The sequence below is a fragment of the Novosphingopyxis sp. YJ-S2-01 genome (assembly GCF_016093175.1).
Lineage (GTDB): Bacteria > Pseudomonadota > Alphaproteobacteria > Sphingomonadales > Sphingomonadaceae > Novosphingopyxis > Novosphingopyxis iocasae.
The window spans coordinates 2,060,130-2,078,069 of the sequence record NZ_JAEDAI010000001.1; the positions used below are offsets into that span (position 1 = coordinate 2,060,130).

General features: G+C 64.1%; 14 protein-coding genes. 3 read left to right on the forward strand and 11 right to left on the reverse strand.

Annotation, left to right across the window (positions count from 1 at the left end; genetic code table 11):
- Positions 1–173 precede the first annotated feature (173 nt).
- From I6A82_RS10060 to pgi, 10 genes are all read right to left on the reverse strand, one after another.
- A complete protein-coding gene (locus I6A82_RS10060) occupies positions 174–2,201 on the reverse strand; it encodes an acetyl-CoA carboxylase biotin carboxylase subunit (protein WP_198095581.1) in 2,028 nt (675 codons plus the stop codon).
- A 63-nt stretch (positions 2,202–2,264) separates the two neighbouring features.
- Positions 2,265–3,290, reverse strand: a complete 1,026-nt coding sequence (gene bioB / locus I6A82_RS10065) for a biotin synthase BioB (protein WP_198094760.1) — start codon at positions 3,288–3,290, stop codon at positions 2,265–2,267.
- A gap of 157 nt (positions 3,291–3,447) precedes the next feature.
- Positions 3,448–3,957 (reverse strand): SRPBCC domain-containing protein, encoded by a 510-nt coding sequence (locus I6A82_RS10070; protein WP_198094761.1) that lies wholly within the window; start codon positions 3,955–3,957, stop codon positions 3,448–3,450.
- Between the two features lie 137 nt (positions 3,958–4,094).
- Entirely contained in the window at positions 4,095–6,230 is a 2,136-nt protein-coding gene (scpA, locus tag I6A82_RS10075; protein ID WP_198094762.1) for a methylmalonyl-CoA mutase, read from the reverse strand.
- 199 nt (positions 6,231–6,429) lie between these two features.
- The gene (mce, locus tag I6A82_RS10080; protein ID WP_198094763.1) at positions 6,430–6,873 is read right to left on the reverse strand and encodes a methylmalonyl-CoA epimerase; all 444 of its coding nucleotides are present in this window, start codon (positions 6,871–6,873) and stop codon (positions 6,430–6,432) included.
- On the reverse strand, positions 6,870–7,556 hold the full coding sequence (locus I6A82_RS10085; protein ID WP_198094764.1) for a haloacid dehalogenase type II: 687 nt from the start codon (positions 7,554–7,556) through the stop codon (positions 6,870–6,872). The genes mce and I6A82_RS10085 overlap by 4 nt, the downstream gene beginning before the upstream one ends.
- A gap of 18 nt (positions 7,557–7,574) precedes the next feature.
- A complete protein-coding gene (locus I6A82_RS10090) occupies positions 7,575–9,101 on the reverse strand; it encodes an acyl-CoA carboxylase subunit beta (protein WP_187336186.1) in 1,527 nt (508 codons plus the stop codon).
- Positions 9,102–9,335: 234 nt separating this feature from the next.
- Positions 9,336–10,436 (reverse strand): cytochrome c oxidase assembly protein, encoded by a 1,101-nt coding sequence (locus tag I6A82_RS10095; protein WP_198094765.1) that lies wholly within the window; start codon positions 10,434–10,436, stop codon positions 9,336–9,338.
- Between the two features lie 46 nt (positions 10,437–10,482).
- A complete protein-coding gene (gene gor, locus I6A82_RS10100) occupies positions 10,483–11,832 on the reverse strand; it encodes a glutathione-disulfide reductase (protein ID WP_198094766.1) in 1,350 nt (449 codons plus the stop codon).
- Positions 11,833–11,894: 62 nt separating this feature from the next.
- Entirely contained in the window at positions 11,895–13,400 is a 1,506-nt protein-coding gene (gene pgi, locus I6A82_RS10105) for a glucose-6-phosphate isomerase (RefSeq protein ID WP_198094767.1), read from the reverse strand.
- Positions 13,401–13,497: 97 nt separating this feature from the next.
- Between pgi and lepB the strand changes: the two genes are divergently transcribed.
- Genes lepB through era form a run of 3 tightly spaced genes read left to right on the forward strand, consistent with a single transcriptional unit; the run spans position 13,498 to position 15,991 of the window.
- Entirely contained in the window at positions 13,498–14,409 is a 912-nt protein-coding gene (gene lepB, locus I6A82_RS10110) for a signal peptidase I (RefSeq protein WP_198094768.1), read from the forward strand.
- On the forward strand, positions 14,406–15,068 hold the full coding sequence (rnc, locus tag I6A82_RS10115) for a ribonuclease III (protein ID WP_232343398.1): 663 nt from the start codon (positions 14,406–14,408) through the stop codon (positions 15,066–15,068). The genes lepB and rnc overlap by 4 nt, the downstream gene beginning before the upstream one ends.
- Positions 15,065–15,991 (forward strand): GTPase Era, encoded by a 927-nt coding sequence (gene era, locus I6A82_RS10120; RefSeq protein ID WP_198094770.1) that lies wholly within the window; start codon positions 15,065–15,067, stop codon positions 15,989–15,991. Before rnc ends, era begins: the two co-directional genes overlap by 4 nt.
- Before the next feature lie 342 nt (positions 15,992–16,333).
- Here the strand turns inward: era and I6A82_RS10125 are convergent, their stop codons facing one another.
- Positions 16,334–17,773, reverse strand: coding sequence for an MFS transporter (locus I6A82_RS10125; protein WP_198094771.1), 1,440 nt, complete (start codon positions 17,771–17,773; stop codon positions 16,334–16,336).
- Positions 17,774–17,940 lie beyond the last annotated feature (167 nt).

Genomic DNA, 17,940 nt, shown 5'->3' on the forward strand with positions numbered 1-17,940 from the left:
CGTTCGCCCCGCCCCTGCCCTCAGCCCTCAGCGATTGCTTCACGCGGGCAGTCGACAGGGCTGATTTCGCTCCAAAGCCATTAGAGCGGAAAAGCGGGCTTCGACAAGCATGGCTGAGCGACGTCGAAGCGCTCGGCCAAAACGGGTGCAGGCGGCAGCAGTCTGGGCGCGCGTTACTCCAGTTCCAGGATCACCTCGTCCACCGCGAGGCTGTCGCCCTCGCCCGCGTTGATCTTGGAGATGGTGCCGGACTTTTCGGCGCGAAGGATGTTTTCCATCTTCATCGCTTCCACCGTGGCCAACGGCTGGCCAGGTTCCACGGCATCGCCCTCGGCCACATGCAGCGAGACCAGAAGGCCCGGCATCGGGCACAGCAGCAGCTTGGACGTATCCGGCGGCAGCTTGTCGATCATGTGCTGTGCATGCTGCGCAGCATGGGCGGGCAGCACGCGCAGATCGTGGCTGGCGCCGAGTGTGTTCAGACGGAAGCTCGCGCGCGTCGGTTCGATCGATACAACGATGCAGTCATCGCCGAACTCGGCCTCCACCATGCGGTCGCCCGGCGCATAGGCCATGGACAGGCCGGTGGGCTCGCCGTTCACGGCCACCTCGTTCTCGGACATGGCGACATCGTAAAAATCATCACCGATGCGCACCTGCCATTCTGCGGGCGGCTGCTGCTTGGCGCCGAGTTGACCGTCGATCAGCAGATTGCGATCGGCATGGGCGGTGGCGACAAACCCTGCGATGGCGGCAAGCCGCTTGAGCAGTTCCTCGCTTGCCGGCGCGCCCTGGAAACCGTCCGGATATTCCTCGGCAATAAAATTGGTGGTGATCTCACCGGAGCGGAAACGCTCATGCTGCATCAGCGCGGAGAGAAAATCGATATTGTGGCCGAGGCCCTTGATCTCGAACCGGCCCAGAGCATCCACCATGCGGTCGATCGCCTCGATCCGCGTATCGCCATAAGTGATCAGCTTGGCGATCATCGGATCGTAGAACATCGACACCTCGCCGCCCTCGGCAACGCCGTCGTCGACGCGGACATTTTCGCTGCCGTCTTCGTCCCCGGTTACGAACGGGGCCTGACGCTTGCCTGCGGCGGGCGGATCATAGCGCGTGAGGCGTCCGATCGAGGGCAGGAAGCCGCGATAGGGGTCTTCCGCATAGACGCGGCTTTCCATCGCCCAGCCATCCATCGGGATCTCGTCCTGCGTGAACGGCAGGCTCTCGCCCGCGGCGACACGGATCATCTGCTCCACAAGGTCCACATGGGTGATATATTCGGTCACCGGATGCTCGACCTGCAGCCGCGTGTTCATCTCCAGAAAGTAGAAGCCTTCGCCCGTGGTGTCGGCGCCGGAGACGATCAGCTCCACCGTGCCCGCGCTGTGATAATCTACCGCCTTGGCGAGCGCCACGGCCTGTTCGCCCATCTTCTTGCGCATTTCGGGCGAGACGAAGGGCGACGGCGCCTCTTCCACCACCTTCTGGTGGCGGCGCTGGATCGAGCATTCGCGCTCGTGCAAGTAAACGATGTTGCCCTGCTTATCGCCGAGCACCTGAATTTCGATGTGCCGCGGCTGTTCGATGAATTTCTCGATGAACACGCGGTCGTCGCCGAAACTGGCAAGCCCCTCGCGCTTGGTCGCCTCGAAGCCTTCCTTCACATCGGTGTCGTTCCAGGCGAGGCGCATGCCTTTGCCGCCGCCGCCCGCGCTGGCCTTCATCATCACCGGATAGCCGATGTCGTTAGCCCATTTTAGCGCGTCTTCGGTGGTGTCGATCGCGCCTTCGGAGCCGGGCACGGTGTTCACCCCGGCCTCGCGCGCCAGCTTCTTGGATTCGATCTTGTCGCCCATCGCCGCGATGGCATTGGCGGGCGGGCCGATGAAAGCGATGTCCGCCTCTGCGCAAGCTTTTGCAAAGCTTTCACGCTCGGACAGGAAGCCGTAGCCGGGATGGATCGCGTCGGCGCCGGTGTCCTTGGCCGCCTGGATGATTTTGTCGGCAAGCAGATAGGATTCGGCTGCGGGCGGCGGGCCCAGATGCACCGCCTCGTCCGCCAGTTCGACATGCGGGCTGCGCGCGTCCGCATCCGAATAGACCGCGACGGTGGCGATCCCCATTTTCTTGGCGGTGCGAATGACGCGGCAGGCGATCTCGCCGCGATTGGCGATCAGGATTTTCTTGAACATCAGGCTTCCTCTTTCGGACCGTCTTTGCGGCCTATTGTTTCGTCATCCTGGCACGGAGCTCGATTTTTACTCCGCCGCCTCCATCGCCACGCTGCCGCACGCACGCTGCGCGCGCATCGGCTCTTCGCTCGTCATCGCTTTCAGGCCAAGTTTCGCCAGCATCGCGGCATCCGCATCGTCGCCTGCATTGGCGGCGGTCAGCAGCTTGTCGCCGGTGAAGATCGAGTTCGCGCCGGCCGTGAAGCACAGAGCCTGCGTTGCCTCGGACATGCTCTCTCTGCCCGCGCTGAGGCGGACCATGCTGCGCGGCATGGTGATGCGCGCCACCGCGATGGTGCGAACGAATTCGATGTCGTCGATCTTGGCGAGCGGCGTGTCGGCCAGCATATCGCCCAGCACGGTGCCTTTCACCGGTACCAGCGCGTTCACGGGCACGCTTTCGGGGTGCCGCTCCAGCGTCGCCAGCGTGTGGAGAAAGCCCACGCGGTCGGCGCGGGTCTCACCCATGCCGACGATACCGCCCGAACAGACGTTGATCCCGGCGCCGCGTACATGATCCAGCGTTTCGAGCCGCTCGTCCATCGAGCGCGTCGAGATCGCCGTCTCATAATATTCCGGGCTGCTGTCGATGTTGTGGTTGTAATAATCGAGCCCTGCCTCGGCGAGCATGTCCGCTTGTTTCGGCGTCAGCATGCCCAGCGTCATGCAGGTTTCCATGCCCATGTCCCGCACGCCCTTCACGATCTCGACGATCTTGGGCATGTCCCGGTCCTTGGGGTTGCGCCACGCCGCGCCCATGCAGAAGCGTTGCGAACCCTGATCCTTCGCTTGCGCCGCGCGCTGGAGAACCGCCTGCGGCTCCATCAGCTTGGTGGCCTTCACGCCGCTATCGGCATGGACCGACTGGCTGCAATAGCCGCAATCCTCCGGACAACCGCCGGTCTTGATCGAGAGCAGCGTGCACAATTGCACCTCTCCCGGCGCATGGTTTTCCCGGTGAACGGTGGCGGCCTGATAGAGAAGTTCGGTGAACGGCAGGTCAAAAAGCGCGGCGATCTCGTCGCGAGTCCAGTCGGTGCGGATATCGGTCATGGGCTTGCGATAGCGAAGCCTTTGCCTTCCGAAAACCCCTCTGGAAGGAGGTTTTGCAACGCACTGTTCGCGTTCGCAGCTCGGGCCCAGTTCTAAAAAGCTGGCAGGCCGCGCGTGCGTACTCGCATCGCGCGGCCCCGCCGGGTTCATTGGCGCCTCAGCTTTTCCTGGACTTGGCGGTGGCCACCAGTCCGTTGATCCAGTTCTGGTGCCCGTCGATCATCTCATTGGGCTTGGAGGTTGCCAGTTCTTTCGCGGGATTGCCGTTCTGCGTTTCCTGCGTCAGAATCCTCACGCGGTCCGCGTCCAGATTTTCGATCAACCAGGCGTGGTGCACTTCAAGTCGATCATCGCCTTCGCCGGATTCGCCGTACCACGCGATCCGCGCTGGCTCACCCTGATGAGCCTCGACGCATTCCACCACTTTGCATTCGACGGGGAAACCAAAGGTCTTGAAGTGGAAGCTGTCGCCCAGCTGAAGTTCGGGACCGCCCCCGTCATGAATGCGAACATCCGCGGCGTTATCATAATAGCCCGGCCATTCGTGGGGCTGGCTGAGCAGCGGCCAGATGTCGGCGACGGAGAGGCCGGTGACGATCATCTCGTTCGAGGCGAAATTATCGACGAAACCGGGCACGAAGCCCTTCGGCCATTGAATAGCGTACATGGAACAGGTCTCCAGATGAGATGGCTGGCGCGGAGAAAAGCGCGCCAGAATTCCGCCTTGGCGGCAATGATCCAACCCATGCCGTCTGTGTATTGTTCCATACTTTCCCTGACCCGCATATGCTGCGGGAGGAAAGGCTATTCCGCAGCTTCCTCCAACGGCGGCAGGTTGTGCCCCAGCAGCTGCAAAACCTCACCCGCGGCGTCGACCAGATTGGTGCCGGGGCCGAAGATCGCCTGGACGCCCTTCTCGCGCAGATATTCGTAATCCTGCGGCGGGATGACGCCGCCCGCGATCACCTTGATATCCGAACGGCCCGCTTCACCGAGCTTTTCGATCAGCTCCGGGATCAGCGTCTTGTGGCCAGCGGCGAGCGAACTTGCCCCCACGATATCCACATCCTTTTCCACAGCCCAATCCGCCGCCTCGCCGGGCGTCTGAAACAATGGACCGCTGACGATCTCGAAGCCCAGATCGGCAAAAGCGGACGCGACCAGATTGGCACCGCGGTCATGCCCGTCCTGACCCATTTTGGCGACCATCATGCGCGGTTTGCGGCCCAGGCGGCGCTCCACCGCCTCGACGCCCTCGCCTGCGCGGGTCCAGCGCGGATCGCCGGTATAGGCGCCGCCATATACGCCGCTCACGGGCTGCGGCACGGTATCGAACCGGCCGAACACATCTTCCATCGCCGCCGACATTTCACCCAGCGTGCAGCGTGCGCGCGCCGCCTCGACGCACAGCGCCAGCAAATTGGCATCGCCTTCCGCGCCAGCGCGCAGGTTTGCCAGCGCTTCGGTGGCCGCAATCTCGTCGCGCTCGTTCTTCGTTTCCTCGATCCGCTTGATCTGATCGCGGCGGACACGAGCGTTGTCGATGTCGAGGATTTCCATCTCTTCTTCTTCGGGAAGGCGGTATTTGTTGACGCCGACGATCACCTGTTCGCCGCGGTCGACCGCGGCCGCCTTCGCCGCGGCCGCCTCTTCGATGTGGCGCTTGGGCAGGCCCTCGGCCACCGCCTTGGTCATGCCGCCCGCCGCCTCGACTTCGTCGATCAGCTCCTTGGCCTTGTCCACCAGCGCCTGGGTGAGGCTTTCGACATAATAGCTGCCGCCCAGCGGATCGGCGACATCGGTGATGCCGGCCTCTTCCTGCAGGATCAGCTGCGTATTGCGCGCGATGCGGGCGGAGCGATCGGTGGGCAGCGCCACGGCTTCGTCGAAGCTGTTGGTGTGCAGGCTTTGCGTACCGCCCAGCGTGGCGGCCATCGCCTCGATCGTGGTGCGCACGACATTGTTGTACGGGTCCTGCTCGGTGAGCGACACGCCGCTGGTCTGGCAATGGGTGCGCAGCATCTTGGACTTCGGATTTTCCGCGCCGAAATCGTCCATGATATCGTGCCACAGGGTGCGCGCGGCGCGCAGCTTGGCAACTTCCATGAAGAAGTTCATGCCGATGCCGAAGAAGAAGCTGAGACGCGGGGCGAAGCTGTCCACCGGCAGGCCCTTGTCCATCGCCGCGCGAACATATTCCATGCCGTCGGCCAGGGTATAGGCCAGCTCCTGCACTGCCGTCGCCCCGGCTTCGTGCATGTGATAGCCGCTGATCGAGATCGAATTGAAGCGCGGCATATGCTCGGCGGTGTAGCCGATAATGTCGGCGACGATCCGCATGCTCGGCTGCGGCGGGTAAATATAGGTATTGCGGACCATGAACTCCTTCAGAATGTCGTTCTGAATGGTCCCGGACAGCTGCTTCTGCTCCACGCCCTGCTCTTCGGCGGCGACGATGTAGAAGGCGAGCACCGGCAGTACCGCGCCGTTCATGGTCATCGACACCGACATCTTGTCGAGCGGGATCTCGTTGAACAGGATCTTCATGTCCGCCAGCGTGTCGATCGCCACGCCGGCCTTGCCGACATCGCCGGTGACCCGCGGATGATCGCTGTCATAGCCGCGGTGCGTGGCGAGATCGAAGGCGACCGACAGGCCCTTCTGTCCCGCGGCGAGGTTGCGGCGATAGAAGGCGTTGGACTCTTCGGCGGTGGAAAAGCCAGCATATTGCCGGATCGTCCAGGGGCGCCCGGTGTACATGGAGGCATAGGGCCCGCGGGTGAACGGTTCGAAGCCGGGCAGGCCCGGATCGATCGCGTCCTCGCTGGTGTAGAGCGGCTTCACGACGATGCCCTCGGGCGTTTCGCGCGTCAGATCGCGGCCCTTGACCTCTTTGGAGGCCTGTTCCTGCCAATCGGCATAGGTCGGTTTGTCGGTCATGCTATCACCCTATCCGCTCGTCCTGAGCTACTCGAAACCAGCACTACTTACGCCCGGCATACTCCGTCATTGCGAGGAGCCGCCAGGCGACGAAGCAATCCGGAGCAGATGCAGCACGGCAACGGCTCTGGATTGCTTCGGCTTCGCCTCGCAATGACGCGGTTCTATAATCGGATCAAGCCGCGCCTCCGTAGACCGATCAATGATCGCCCTTGGGCGTCTCCATGATCTCTGTGAGCTGGCCCATCATGTCCTTGGGATGCAGGAAAAAGATGGGCGTGCCATGCGCGCCGATGCGGGTGGGGCCGAGGATGCGTTTGCCCTGCCCTTCGAAATGAGCGCGTGCGGTGTCGATATCCTCCACCTCGAAACAGACATGATGCTGCCCGCCGAGCGGATTTTTGGCGAGGAAGCCGTTGATGGGCGAGGCATCGTCATAAGGCTCGATCAGCTCGATCTGCGTGCCCTTGCCCACTTCGCCCGCGCCGTCCGGCGTGTCGACGAAGCACACCTTTACGCCCTGCTCGGGCAGGTCGAACGGCTCGGTAATCGCCACCGCGCCCATCGTTTCACGATAATAAGCGATGCTGTCCGTGATAGAGGGCGTCGCAACGCCGACATGGTTGAGGCGGCCGAGTTTCATGACATCTCTCCTTTGGCCAGCGCATCGGCCAGCTCTTCGATGGTTTGAACGTGGAAAGCGGCCGAACGCTCCAACGGATACCAGGCGCAGCCGGGCCGCTGCACGAAGGCGATGTCCATGCCAACATGGCGCGCGCCCATCAGATCCCAAGGATGGCAGGCGACCATCAGCGAATGCGCCGCCGATGCGCCGGTCTCGGCGAGACCGCGTCCGTAGCAGCGGCGATCGGGCTTATAGGCACCGGACGGCTGCACGCTCAGCATCGCGTGGAAATGCCGCGCGATTCCGGCCCTGGCGAGCCGATCTTCCAGACCGTCCTCGCCCGAATTGGTGAGCGCGACGAGCTCGAAACCCGCCTGCTTCAGCCGCGCCAGACCCGGCGCCACGTCAGGCCAGGCATCGGATGCGCCGAGCCCATCCGAAACGACCGCCTTGGCCTCATCCAGCGACAGCGCAGCGCCATCTTCCGCTACCAGCATCGCGAGCACTGCCGCGGCAATGTCGGCGAAGGCATGCTCGGCCCCCGCCAGCGTCTCCGCCTGCGAATAGCTGACCAGCGCATTGAACCAACGCCGCCCCTGCCCCGCGCCGCCGCCAAGCCGATCGGCGACGGTATCGCGCAGCGGCGCAATGTCGATCAGCGTTTCGTTGACGTCGAAGAAGATGTGGGTGGGGCGCTTCATTCTTTCAGCGAAGGCGTATCAAAGCGGAATATTGTCGTGCTTCTTCCACGGGTTCTCCAGCTGCTTGGTCCGCAGCTTTCTTAGGCCCATGGCGATGCGCACGCGGGTGGAGTGAGGCATGATCACCTCGTCGATGAAGCCCTTGCTGGCCGCCACGAAGGGGTTGGCGAAGCGGTCTTCATATTCCTTGGTGCGCTCGGCGATTTCTTCTTCGCTCTGGTTGCGGAAGATGATCTCCACCGCGCCCTTGGCGCCCATCACCGCGATCTCGGCGGTGGGCCAGGCGTAGTTCAAATCGCCGCGCAGATGTTTGGAGGCCATCACGTCATAGGCGCCGCCATAGGCCTTGCGCGTGATGACGGTGATCTTCGGCACGGTCGCCTCGGCATAAGCGAAGAGCAGCTTGGCACCGTGCTTGATGATGCCGTTATGCTCCTGCGCTACGCCGGGCAGGAAGCCGGGGACATCGACGAAGGTCAGGATCGGGATGTTGAAGGCATCGCAATAGCGCACGAAACGCGCGGCCTTCTTGGCGCTGGCGATATCCAGAACGCCGGCCAGCACCATCGGCTGATTGGCGACGACGCCCACGGTGCGGCCCTCCACCCGGCCGAAGCCGCAAATGATGTTGCCGGCATGGGCCGGCTGCACCTCGAAGAAGTCGCCCTCGTCGAGCGTCTTCTGGATCACCTCATGCATGTCATAGGGCTGGTTGGCATTGGCCGGAATGATCCGGTCCAGGCTCGGCTCCAGCCGGTCGAACGGGTCCGCGGTGGGGCGCTCGGGCACCTCTTCGCGGTTGGACAGCGGCATGAAATCGATGAAGTCGCGCGCGGACAGCAGCGCCTCGATATCGTTCTCGAACGCCAGATCGGCGACCGAGCTTTTGGTGGTGTGGGTGACGGCGCCGCCCAGCTCTTCCTGCGTCACCACCTCGTTCGTCACCGTCTTCACCACGTCCGGGCCGGTGACGAACATGTAGCTGGAATCCTTCACCATGAAGATGAAATCGGTCATCGCGGGCGAATAGACCGCGCCGCCCGCGCATGGCCCCATGATGAGGCTGAGCTGCGGCACCACGCCGCTCGCCAGCACATTGCGCTGGAACACCTCGGCATAGCCGCCGAGCGACGCGACGCCTTCCTGAATGCGCGCGCCGCCGCTGTCGTTCAGGCCGATGACGGGCGCACCGACCTTCATCGCCATGTCCATGATCTTGCAGATCTTCTCGGCATGACGTTCGGACAGCGATCCACCGAACACGGTGAAATCCTGGCTGAAGACGAACACCAGGCGCCCGTTGACGGTGCCCGATCCGGTGACGACGCCGTCGCCCGGAATATGCTGCTCATCCATGCCGAAGTCGGTGCAATTATGTTCGACGTAGCGATCATATTCCTCGAAGCTGCCGGGATCGAGCAGCACGTCCAGCCGCTCGCGCGCGGTAAGCTTGCCCTTGGCGTGCTGCGCATCGATGCGCTTCTGCCCGCCCCCCAGTTCGGCCTGCGCGCGTTTTTCTTTCAGCTGTTCGAGAATGTGCTGCATGGGGTGCCTTTACGGAAATTGAGCCTTGCCGGCGGTCATTCCAGACAAGGGGGCGTTTGGCAACGGGGGAGGTAGGAGCCGACGTCATTGCAAGCGGAGGGCAAAGCCCGGAGCGCGGCAATCCAGAGCGGTTACGGCGTTGCATCCGCTCTGGATTGCCCTTCGACTGTCTGCTTGCAGCAGTCGCTCAGGACAGGCTTCGTCGCCTGCGGCTCCTCGCAATGCCGTTGAAGCTCACCCCGCCCGGTGCTCCGCTGCGCCGACATGCGCCACGGCGTCGGGCGCGGTGCTGTGCTCCATTTGAATGAGAAAACTCACCACCGCCACGGCCAGCATCAGCACCATCGCGGCAAAGCCGGCGAGCGACCAGCCGAGTCGCCGATTGTTGGCCTTGGTCGCGGCGGGATCGCGCGCGGTCATGCGGCCTTCGCGCTGGCGGCGCTCGACCGTGCGCTTCTCCTCCTCGCCGAAGCGGAACAGCATGATGCCCGCGGCCAGCCCGAACATCATGCAGCCGGGGATCCACATGACGAGGCCGCCAATCCGCTCATCGGTCAGCGGGGCCACATCCCACATGCGCCCGAGATGGTCGTAGGCGGTGTAGAGGACTTTCGTTTTGAAGCTGAGCGTCGCGCCCAGGCTGATATTGCCGAAGGCGGCGGCGACGAACATCGCCATGCGCGTGCCGATGCCGGGCCCGGCGGGCGCAGGATGCGGATCGAGCAGGACCGAGAAGAACAGAACGCCCGTCACCACCAGCGAAATATGCCAGCTATAATGCACCGCCTCGTTCAGGATCGCGAGATCGTGCCACTCCGGCACCATCCACACCCAGCTCGTGCCGATGAACAGCAGCGTCGCCACCAGGGGACGGCGCAGGAATTGAAGCAGCTTGTGCAGCCAGCCGGTGCGCGCCACAGGGCCCACCAGCGAGGAACGCAGTCCCTTGGGGAGCCCTCGCATCAGCGCGCCCTGCGGGATGGCGAGGAACAGAAACAGCGGCCCGATCGTGCGCAGCAGCATATGCTCCACCTGATGCACCGCAAAGATATGATCGGCGAGCCGCTCGACCGGCGAAATCAGCGCCACGAAAAAGGCGATCAAGGCGGCATAGAAGCTCGCGATACGCCACGCCGAGGGCCGCCGTCCGCCGCCGAGGCCGCGGGCGTAAACCCAGCCCGCCAGCAGCAGCGCGGCGATGATTTCGGGCGACCAGTGCCAGAGCGACCAGAAACCCTGGCCGGGATGCACCTCGTCTCCATGCGCATATGCCGCGGACGGCAGCAGGAGCCCGCCGAGGACGGCGAGCGAACGGACGAAACGGGGGCTGGGCATGCGCCCTTCCCTAACGGAAAGCGCGCCGCCCGTTAACCCCCGCGCCTTATTTCATCAGCACCAGTTCCTCGGCCATGCTGGGGTGCAGCGCCACGGTATCGTCGAACGCCTGCTTGGTCAGGCCCGCCTTCACCGCGATGGCCGCCGCCTGCAGGATCTCGGGCGCTTCCGGCCCGATCATGTGTAGGCCGACGATCTTGCCGTTCTCACCGTCGCAGATCATCTTGTAGAGGCCGCGTTCGTTGCGATTGGCGAGCACGTTCTTCATCGCGCGGAAATCGGACTGGTAGATCTTCACCGATCCCAGCGTTTCCTTGGCTTCGCTCTCGGTCATGCCGACACCCGCCATGGGCGGGTGGCTGAACACCGCGGAGGGGACGTTTTCATAATCCACCTGGTGTGGATTGTCCCCGAACAGCGTGTCGGCAAAGGCCTGCCCCTCGCGGATCGCGACGGGCGTCAGCTGCATGCGGTTGGTCACGTCGCCCACGGCATAGATGCTGGGCACATTGGTCTTGGACCATTCATCGACGCGAACCGCGCCCTTTTCGTCATAGTCCACGCCCGCCGCTTCCAGCCCCAGACCGCCCGTATTGGGCACGCGCCCGGTGGCGAACAGCACGCAATCCACCTCGATATCCTCATGATTGGTCATCGAGACGTTGAGGCAGCCATTCTCGGTCTTCTCGATCCCGCGGAACTCCGCATGAAAGCGGAAATCGATGCCCTTCATCATGGATATCTGCAGCAGTCGGTCGCGGATCTGATGATCATATTGCCGCAGGATCACGTCGGTGCGGTTGATCAGCGTCACCTTGGCGCCGAATTCATGGAAGATGCCCGCAAACTCGTTGGCGATATAGCCCGCACCCGCAATCAGGATGCGCTTCGGCACGGCGTCCAGATGGAAGGCTTCGTTCGACGTGATACCGAGTTCATGGCCCGGGCAGTCGGGCACATGCGGCGTCGCGCCGGTGGCGATCAGGATGTGCTTGGCGCTCACCGTCCTGCCGCTTGCCAGCTTCACCTCGTTCGGGCCGACCAGTTCGGCGCGTTCGTCGATGATCTCGGCGCCGTGATTGGTCAGCGTCTCGCGATAGACCGAATTGATCCGGTCCACTTCCTTCATCACATTGTCGCGCAGCCGCTGCCAATCGAAATTGCACTCGTCCGGCACATCCCAGCCGAAGCACCGCGCATCCTTCAGATCCTCGGCGAAATGCGCGCCGTAGACGAGCAGCTTCTTGGGCACGCAGCCGCGGATGACGCAGGTGCCGCCGACGCGGTGTTCTTCGGCAATCGCCACCTTTGCGCCGTGGCTCGCGGCCACGCGGCTCGCGCGCACCCCGCCCGATCCCGCGCCGATGGTGAAGAGGTCGTAATCATATTGGGCCATGGGATGCTTTCATCGGAGAAAAAGGAGGATCGGCTTTCAATCTAGGGCGGTGCGGCCCGGCCTCAAGCCGGATCGCCCAGCGCGGCTTCCATCAGCGCCTTGGTGCTCGCATCGAAATCGTCCATGCCGCCTTCCTCGATGGCGCGGGCCATGTCCTTGCCCAGCTCGACGCCGAACTGGTCGAACGGATTGATGCCGAGCAGTACCGCATTCACGAAGGTGCGGTGCTCGTAGAAGGCGATGAGTGCGCCCAGAATCGCGGGCGTGACATCCTCGATCAGCAAGGTTGTGGACGGCCGGTCTCCCGGATAGCTGCGCGCCAGATCGTCCGCCTGCTTGCCCGCCATCAGCGCGGCGCCTTGCGCGAAGCAGTTGGCGAGCAGCGCCTCATGATGCGCATCGTCGAAATCATGGCCCGGCTCTTTCGACGCAATGAACTCCACCGGCACCAGTACCGTGCCCTGATGGAGCAGCTGGAACACGGCATGCTGCGCGTCGGTGCCGACCCCGCCCCATGTGATCGGCGCCGTCGGCCAGTCCACGGGCTCGCCGTCCGCGGTCACCGACTTGCCGTTCGATTCCATCTCCAGCTGCTGCAGATAGCTCGGCAACAGCCGCAGGCGTTCGTCATAGGCGAAGATCGCGCGCGTCTCCGCGCCGCGGGCTTGCGTGTAATAAAGGTCCGCGAAGGCCGCCATGACGGGCGCGTTTTCGCGCCAATCGGCATGGGCGAAGTGGCGGTCCATCGCGCCTGCCCCTTCCAGCATTTCCTCATAGGCCGCCCAGCCGAGACCGAGCGCGGCGGGAAAGCCGATGGAACTCCACAGCGAATAGCGCCCGCCGACGCTTTCCGAAAAGGGCAGGATGCGCGTTTCGTCGACGCCCCATTCCACTGCCTTGTCCGGATTGGCGGTGAGCGCAACCACGCGGCCATAGGGATCGTCCACCCCGCCCTCGCGCAGCCACTGCATCGCGCTTTCCAGATTGAGCAGCGTTTCGGCGGTGGTAAACGTCTTGGATGCGGCGGCCAGCAGCGTGGTCTGCGGATCGATGTCCTTCACCGCCTCGGCCATCGCTGCGCCGTCGACATTGGAGACGACGCGCACTTCGATGCCGCCGCTGTTGCGGCCCAGCGCGTCGATCAGCAGCTTGGGCCCCAGCGCGCTGCCGCCGATGCCGATATGGATCAGCGTTTCGATTTTGCCGAAGGCGCCCGCCTCGATCACCTCGACCAGCCCGCGCATCCGCGCATGGAACTGGCGTGCCAGCTCCACCGATTCCGGCGCGCCCGTACCGCGCTCGGCGGTATGTTCGGCGGCGCGGCCTTCGGTGGGGTTCACCACCTCGCCGCTCAGCAGTTTCTGGCGCTGATCGGCGAGGCCCGCCTCTTCGGCCGCGGTTACGAAGTTATCGACCAGCGCGTCCGTCAGATGCGTCTTGGACAGATCGAACCGGATGCCCGCCTCTTCGATGGTGAGGCGCTTCACCCGCCCCTGCGGATCGTCCGCAAACAGATCGGTCAGTGCCGGGCTCTCGTCTTCGTCCAGAAACTGCCACTCACCGCTCATAATCTCATGCCTTCTCGCTGCCGGGTTGAAGCTGGTCTTTAGTCGCGAGCGCGCTTATGGGGCCAGCCTTGTCTGTTCCTATCGCCCGGCCCCTCTTATGATCAACAGCGCGCGCGACGACGAAGCGGGCGAACCGCTCGATACGGCCGGATCGCAAGACAAGGCGCGGCGCGCTTCCAAAAGCGGCGGCTCGGGGCGCTCCGAATGGATCGATCTTGGCCTTTATCTCCTGAAAGTCCTGCTGATCGTCCTGGTGATCCGCAGCTTCATCGTCGCCCCGTTCAATATTCCGTCCGAATCGATGCAGCCGCGGCTTCTGGTGGGCGATTATCTGCTCGTGGCGAAATGGCCTTACGGCTATTCGCGTTACAGCCTGCCGGGCGATGTGCCGCTGATCCCGGGCCGCATCTTCGCGCATCAGCCCGAACGCGGCGACGTGGTCGTGTTCAAGGCGCCGCCGGATGAGCGCACCGATTATATCAAGCGCGTCATCGGCCTGCCCGGCGATACGGTGCGCGTGCAGGAAGGCGTGGTCTATCTGAACGGCAAGGCGCTGCCCAAACAGCGGATCGCGGACCTGCTGCTGCCCGTCACGCCGAACATGGTGAGCGCGGCCGCGACGGCGGGATCGCCTTTTCCCTGCTATTCGCCGCAATTCGCGGAGACCATCGATGGCAAGGATTTTTGCCGCTATCCGCGCTACCGCGAAACATTGCCGTCGGGCAAAAGCTATGAAATCCTCGATCTGGTGCAGGGCAGCATGGGCGACGATACGATGACGTTCACCGTACCCGAAGGATCGCTCTTCCTGATGGGCGACAACCGGGATCGCAGCGCGGACAGCCGGTTTCCCGCCGAAGTGGGCGGCGCGATCGGCATCGTGCCGCAATCGGATTTGATCGGACGCGCGCTCGTCACCATCTTCTCCACCGATGGGTCGGCCGAATGGTGGGAGCCGTGGACCTGGATTTCCGCCACGCGCTGGGACCGGATCGGAGAAGGATTTTGAGCCAGTTTCCCGCATGGCTGGCCGGAATCGGCATCGAGCCGACCGGCGATCTTGCGCTGTACGAACAGGCGATGACGCATGGCAGCACCGGGCGGCCCGATTATCAGCGGCTGGAATTTCTGGGCGACCGGGTGCTGGGCCTTGCCGTCGCCGAAATGCTGTATGATCGCTTTCCGGACGAGAGCGAGGGCAAGCTCTCGCACCGCCTCAACGCGCTGGTGTCCGGTGCCACCTGCGCCGTCGTGGCCCGCTCGCTCGCGGCGGGGCCGCTCATCATGCTGGGCAAGCAGGCGCGCAGCGACGGCGCGGCGGAGAGCGACAATGTGCTGGGCGATGTCATGGAATCGCTGATCGGCGCGCTGTTCGTCGATCGTGGGATCGATGCGGCGCGTGCCTTCGTGCAGCGCCACTGGTCCGATATGGTGGACGGGGCCGCCAAGGCGCCGCGCCACCCCAAATCCGTGCTGCAGGAATGGGCGGCCAGCACCAACCGCCGCCCGCCCGTCTACACCGTCGTCAAGAAAAGCGGCCCGCCGCATGCGCGTGTCTTCAAAGTGGAGGTGGGCATCAAGGGCCTCGACCCCGTCACCGCCGAAGCGCCCAGCAAACAGGAAGCGGAAACCCGCGCCGCCCGCGAATTTCTGGAGAAATATAAGTGAACGATCAAACCGATCCGGTTAAGGATGCGTCCGCCACCCGCTGCGGCGTCGCCGCGCTGCTGGGTGCGCCCAATGCCGGCAAGTCCACGCTCACCAACGCGCTCGTGGGGCAGAAGGTGGCGATTACCAGCGCCAAGCCGCAAACCTCGCGCACCCGGCTGATCGGCGTTGCGCTGGAGGGGCCCGCGCAGATCATGCTGGTGGACACGCCCGGCATCTTCGCCCCGCGCCGCCGCCTGGATCGTGCGATGGTCAGCGCGGCCTGGGAAGGCGCGAGCGATGCCGATGTGCTGCTGTTCGTGGTCGATGCGAAAGCCGGCGCGGGGCCGAAGCTGGAACCGCTGATCGAGGCGCTGAAGGACCGTCCGGGCCGCAAATGGCTGGTCATGAACAAGGTGGACATCGCGGCCAAGGACAAGCTCCTCGTCCTTACCGAGAAGTTGAACGGCGCGGTGACGTTCGAACACACATGGTTCGTCAGCGCGGAAACCGGCGACGGCCTGCCCGACCTGAAGACCGCGCTCGCCGAAGCGATGCCGGAAGGGCCCTGGCACTTTCCGGAGGATCAGGTCTCCGACGTCTCGCAGCGCCTCCTAGCCACCGAAATCACGCGCGAGCAGATCTACCGCCAGCTCCATGCCGAGCTGCCCTATGCCAGCGCGGTGGACAGCGAACAGTATAAGGAACGGCCCGACGGATCGGTGGAAATCCACCAGCAAATCCTGGTGGCTCGGGACAGCCAGAAGGCCATCATGCTGGGCAAGCAGGGCACCCGTATCAAGGCCATCGGCGAGGCTTCGCGCAAGGAGCTTTCCAAGCTGCTCGGCGTGCCCGTGCACCTCTACCTCCACGTAAAGGTGAAGGAAAACTGGGACGACAGCCGCGAACTGTTCGAGAATATCGGCCTCGACTGGGTGGATTAACGAAGCGCCTTCTTCCTTTGTCCCCGACTTCATTCCCACAACCCCATCCCCCAATCTGTAGCCCTGATCCTGTCGAAGGGCGCCCATCGGGACAGCGCAAAGCCCCGAGGAAAAACGTCCTTCGAGAGGCTCAGGACTTACGGCTGTTGGGGCAGTTTTGGTCTCGGAAGGGCAAAGGGTGAAACCTACGGTCGGACATCAGCATCCAACCATCGCCCCGACCCGTAGCCCTGAGCTTGTCGAAGGGCGCCTATCGGGATAGAACCGCACCTCGGCGAGGAACGTCCTTCGACAGGCTCAGGACTTACGGTTTCGGGCCGGGTTCGGCTGTCTGAAGCCGCCCTAGCCCGCACGCTTGCGCATCAGGTTCGAACCCGTCACCCGGAACCGGTAAGCGCTGCCGATCATCGCCAGCAGTGCAAAGCCCGCGGCCACGAAGGCGGGCGCCACGCCCAGCCCCAGGTTCATCGCCAGCAGCACGCCAACGATGGACGCGCCCAGCGTCTGGCCGAGCAGGCGCGAGGTGGAAAGGAGGCCGCCCGCCGCCGCCGAGCGCTCCTTGGGCGCGCTGCCGATCAGCAGCCGCGAATTGGGTGCGAAGAACAGACCGAAGCCCAGCGCGCAGAGGCTGAGCCGCCAGGCGATGGCAAAGGGGTGCGCGTTGCCGGGGATCAGCCCGATCAGGATCAGTCCGCCGATGGCAATCACCATCCCGACGCAGCCCATGACGGACGGCGAGACGCGATCCGATAGCCAACCCGCAGCAGGCGCCACGAACAGCAGCGTCAGCGGAAAAGGCGCGATCAGCAGGCCCACCTCGTCCGGGGCATAGCCGAGGCCCTGTTCCAGCTTGAACGGGAGTGCCACGATCAACAGCGCCGATCCGATGAAGCCCGCCACCGCTGCCATCGCGGAGAGGCCGAGCGCGGGCCGCTTCAGCAGGTCGACCGGCAGGATCGGCCGCTCCTGCCCCAGCGATCGGCGCACCCACAGCACCGCCAGCAGGGCGCCGAGCGCGATCGCGCCGAACCCGAACCAGCTGCGATCATGCGTGGCCACCTGCACACCGCCGATCATGAGCGCAAGCACGGCGGCGCTCAACAGGCCGCCGATCCAGTCGAACCGCCGATGCTCCTTCACCGGATCGGGCAGCGAGCGGCCGATGATGAGGGAGATCACGGCAAGCGGCGCGGCGGCGAAGAACACCCATCGCCAGTCGAGCTGCGAGACAAGAAATCCGCCTAAAGTCGGCGCGATGGCATTGGAGCTGGCCACGATCACGCTATTGATGCCGAGCCCGCTGCCAAGGCTGCGTTCGGGATAAATGCTGCGCAGCATGGCCGCAGAAACGCTGAGCGCCATGCCCGCGCCCAGCGCCTGGCCGGCGCGCAGGACGAGCAATCCCGGCAGGCTGTCCACGAAGAAACTCATCGCCGAGGCGGCCAGGAACACGCACTGGCCGAGCTGATACAGATTGCGGTGCCCCAGCCGGTCGGCCAGCGTGGAGAAGGGCAAGAGCACCATCACCATGACGAGCTGATAGATGGTGACCACATTGGTCACGACGCCGTCCGCCACGTTCAGATCGCGCGCGATGGTGGGCAGCGCCACATTGGCGACGGTGCCGTCGATCACGAACAGGGCGCTGCCGAAGGAGATCGCCGCGATGGCCCAAAGCCGCCGCGGCATCGGCAATCCGTCGCCATCGCCGCCCGCATCCCGCGGGCCGACCGGCCCCGCATCGCGGTTTGCGCGACCGAACATGTTCAGAAAAAATGGCATTACGCGCTCAACGTTCGGGTGCGGCGAATGTGCCGCGTGGCAAATTCATTCAACCGTCCCCTCATCCGTAGCCCTGAGCCAGTCGAAGGGCGTCTCTCCGGCTGGCGCTGCACCTTAGCGAGAAACGTCCTTCGACAGGCTCAGGACTTACGGTTATTCGGGCACAG

What these genes read in the sequence shown, in the direction of transcription:
- bioB (WP_198094760.1), bottom strand. Translation starts at nt 3,290, where the DNA reads ATGACCGATATCCGCACCGACTGGACTCGCGACGAGATCGCCGCGCTT.
- I6A82_RS10070 (WP_198094761.1), bottom strand. Translation starts at nt 3,957, where the DNA reads ATGTACGCTATTCAATGGCCGAAGGGCTTCGTGCCCGGTTTCGTCGAT.
- scpA (WP_198094762.1), bottom strand. Translation starts at nt 6,230, where the DNA reads ATGACCGACAAACCGACCTATGCCGATTGGCAGGAACAGGCCTCCAAA.
- mce (WP_198094763.1), bottom strand. Translation starts at nt 6,873, where the DNA reads ATGAAACTCGGCCGCCTCAACCATGTCGGCGTTGCGACGCCCTCTATC.
- I6A82_RS10085 (WP_198094764.1), bottom strand. Translation starts at nt 7,556, where the DNA reads ATGAAGCGCCCCACCCACATCTTCTTCGACGTCAACGAAACGCTGATC.
- I6A82_RS10090 (WP_187336186.1), bottom strand. Translation starts at nt 9,101, where the DNA reads ATGCAGCACATTCTCGAACAGCTGAAAGAAAAACGCGCGCAGGCCGAA.
- I6A82_RS10095 (WP_198094765.1), bottom strand. Translation starts at nt 10,436, where the DNA reads ATGCCCAGCCCCCGTTTCGTCCGTTCGCTCGCCGTCCTCGGCGGGCTC.
- gor (WP_198094766.1), bottom strand. Translation starts at nt 11,832, where the DNA reads ATGGCCCAATATGATTACGACCTCTTCACCATCGGCGCGGGATCGGGC.
- pgi (WP_198094767.1), bottom strand. Translation starts at nt 13,400, where the DNA reads ATGAGCGGTGAGTGGCAGTTTCTGGACGAAGACGAGAGCCCGGCACTG.
- lepB (WP_198094768.1), top strand. Translation starts at nt 13,498, where the DNA reads ATGATCAACAGCGCGCGCGACGACGAAGCGGGCGAACCGCTCGATACG.
- I6A82_RS10125 (WP_198094771.1), bottom strand. Translation starts at nt 17,773, where the DNA reads ATGCCATTTTTTCTGAACATGTTCGGTCGCGCAAACCGCGATGCGGGG.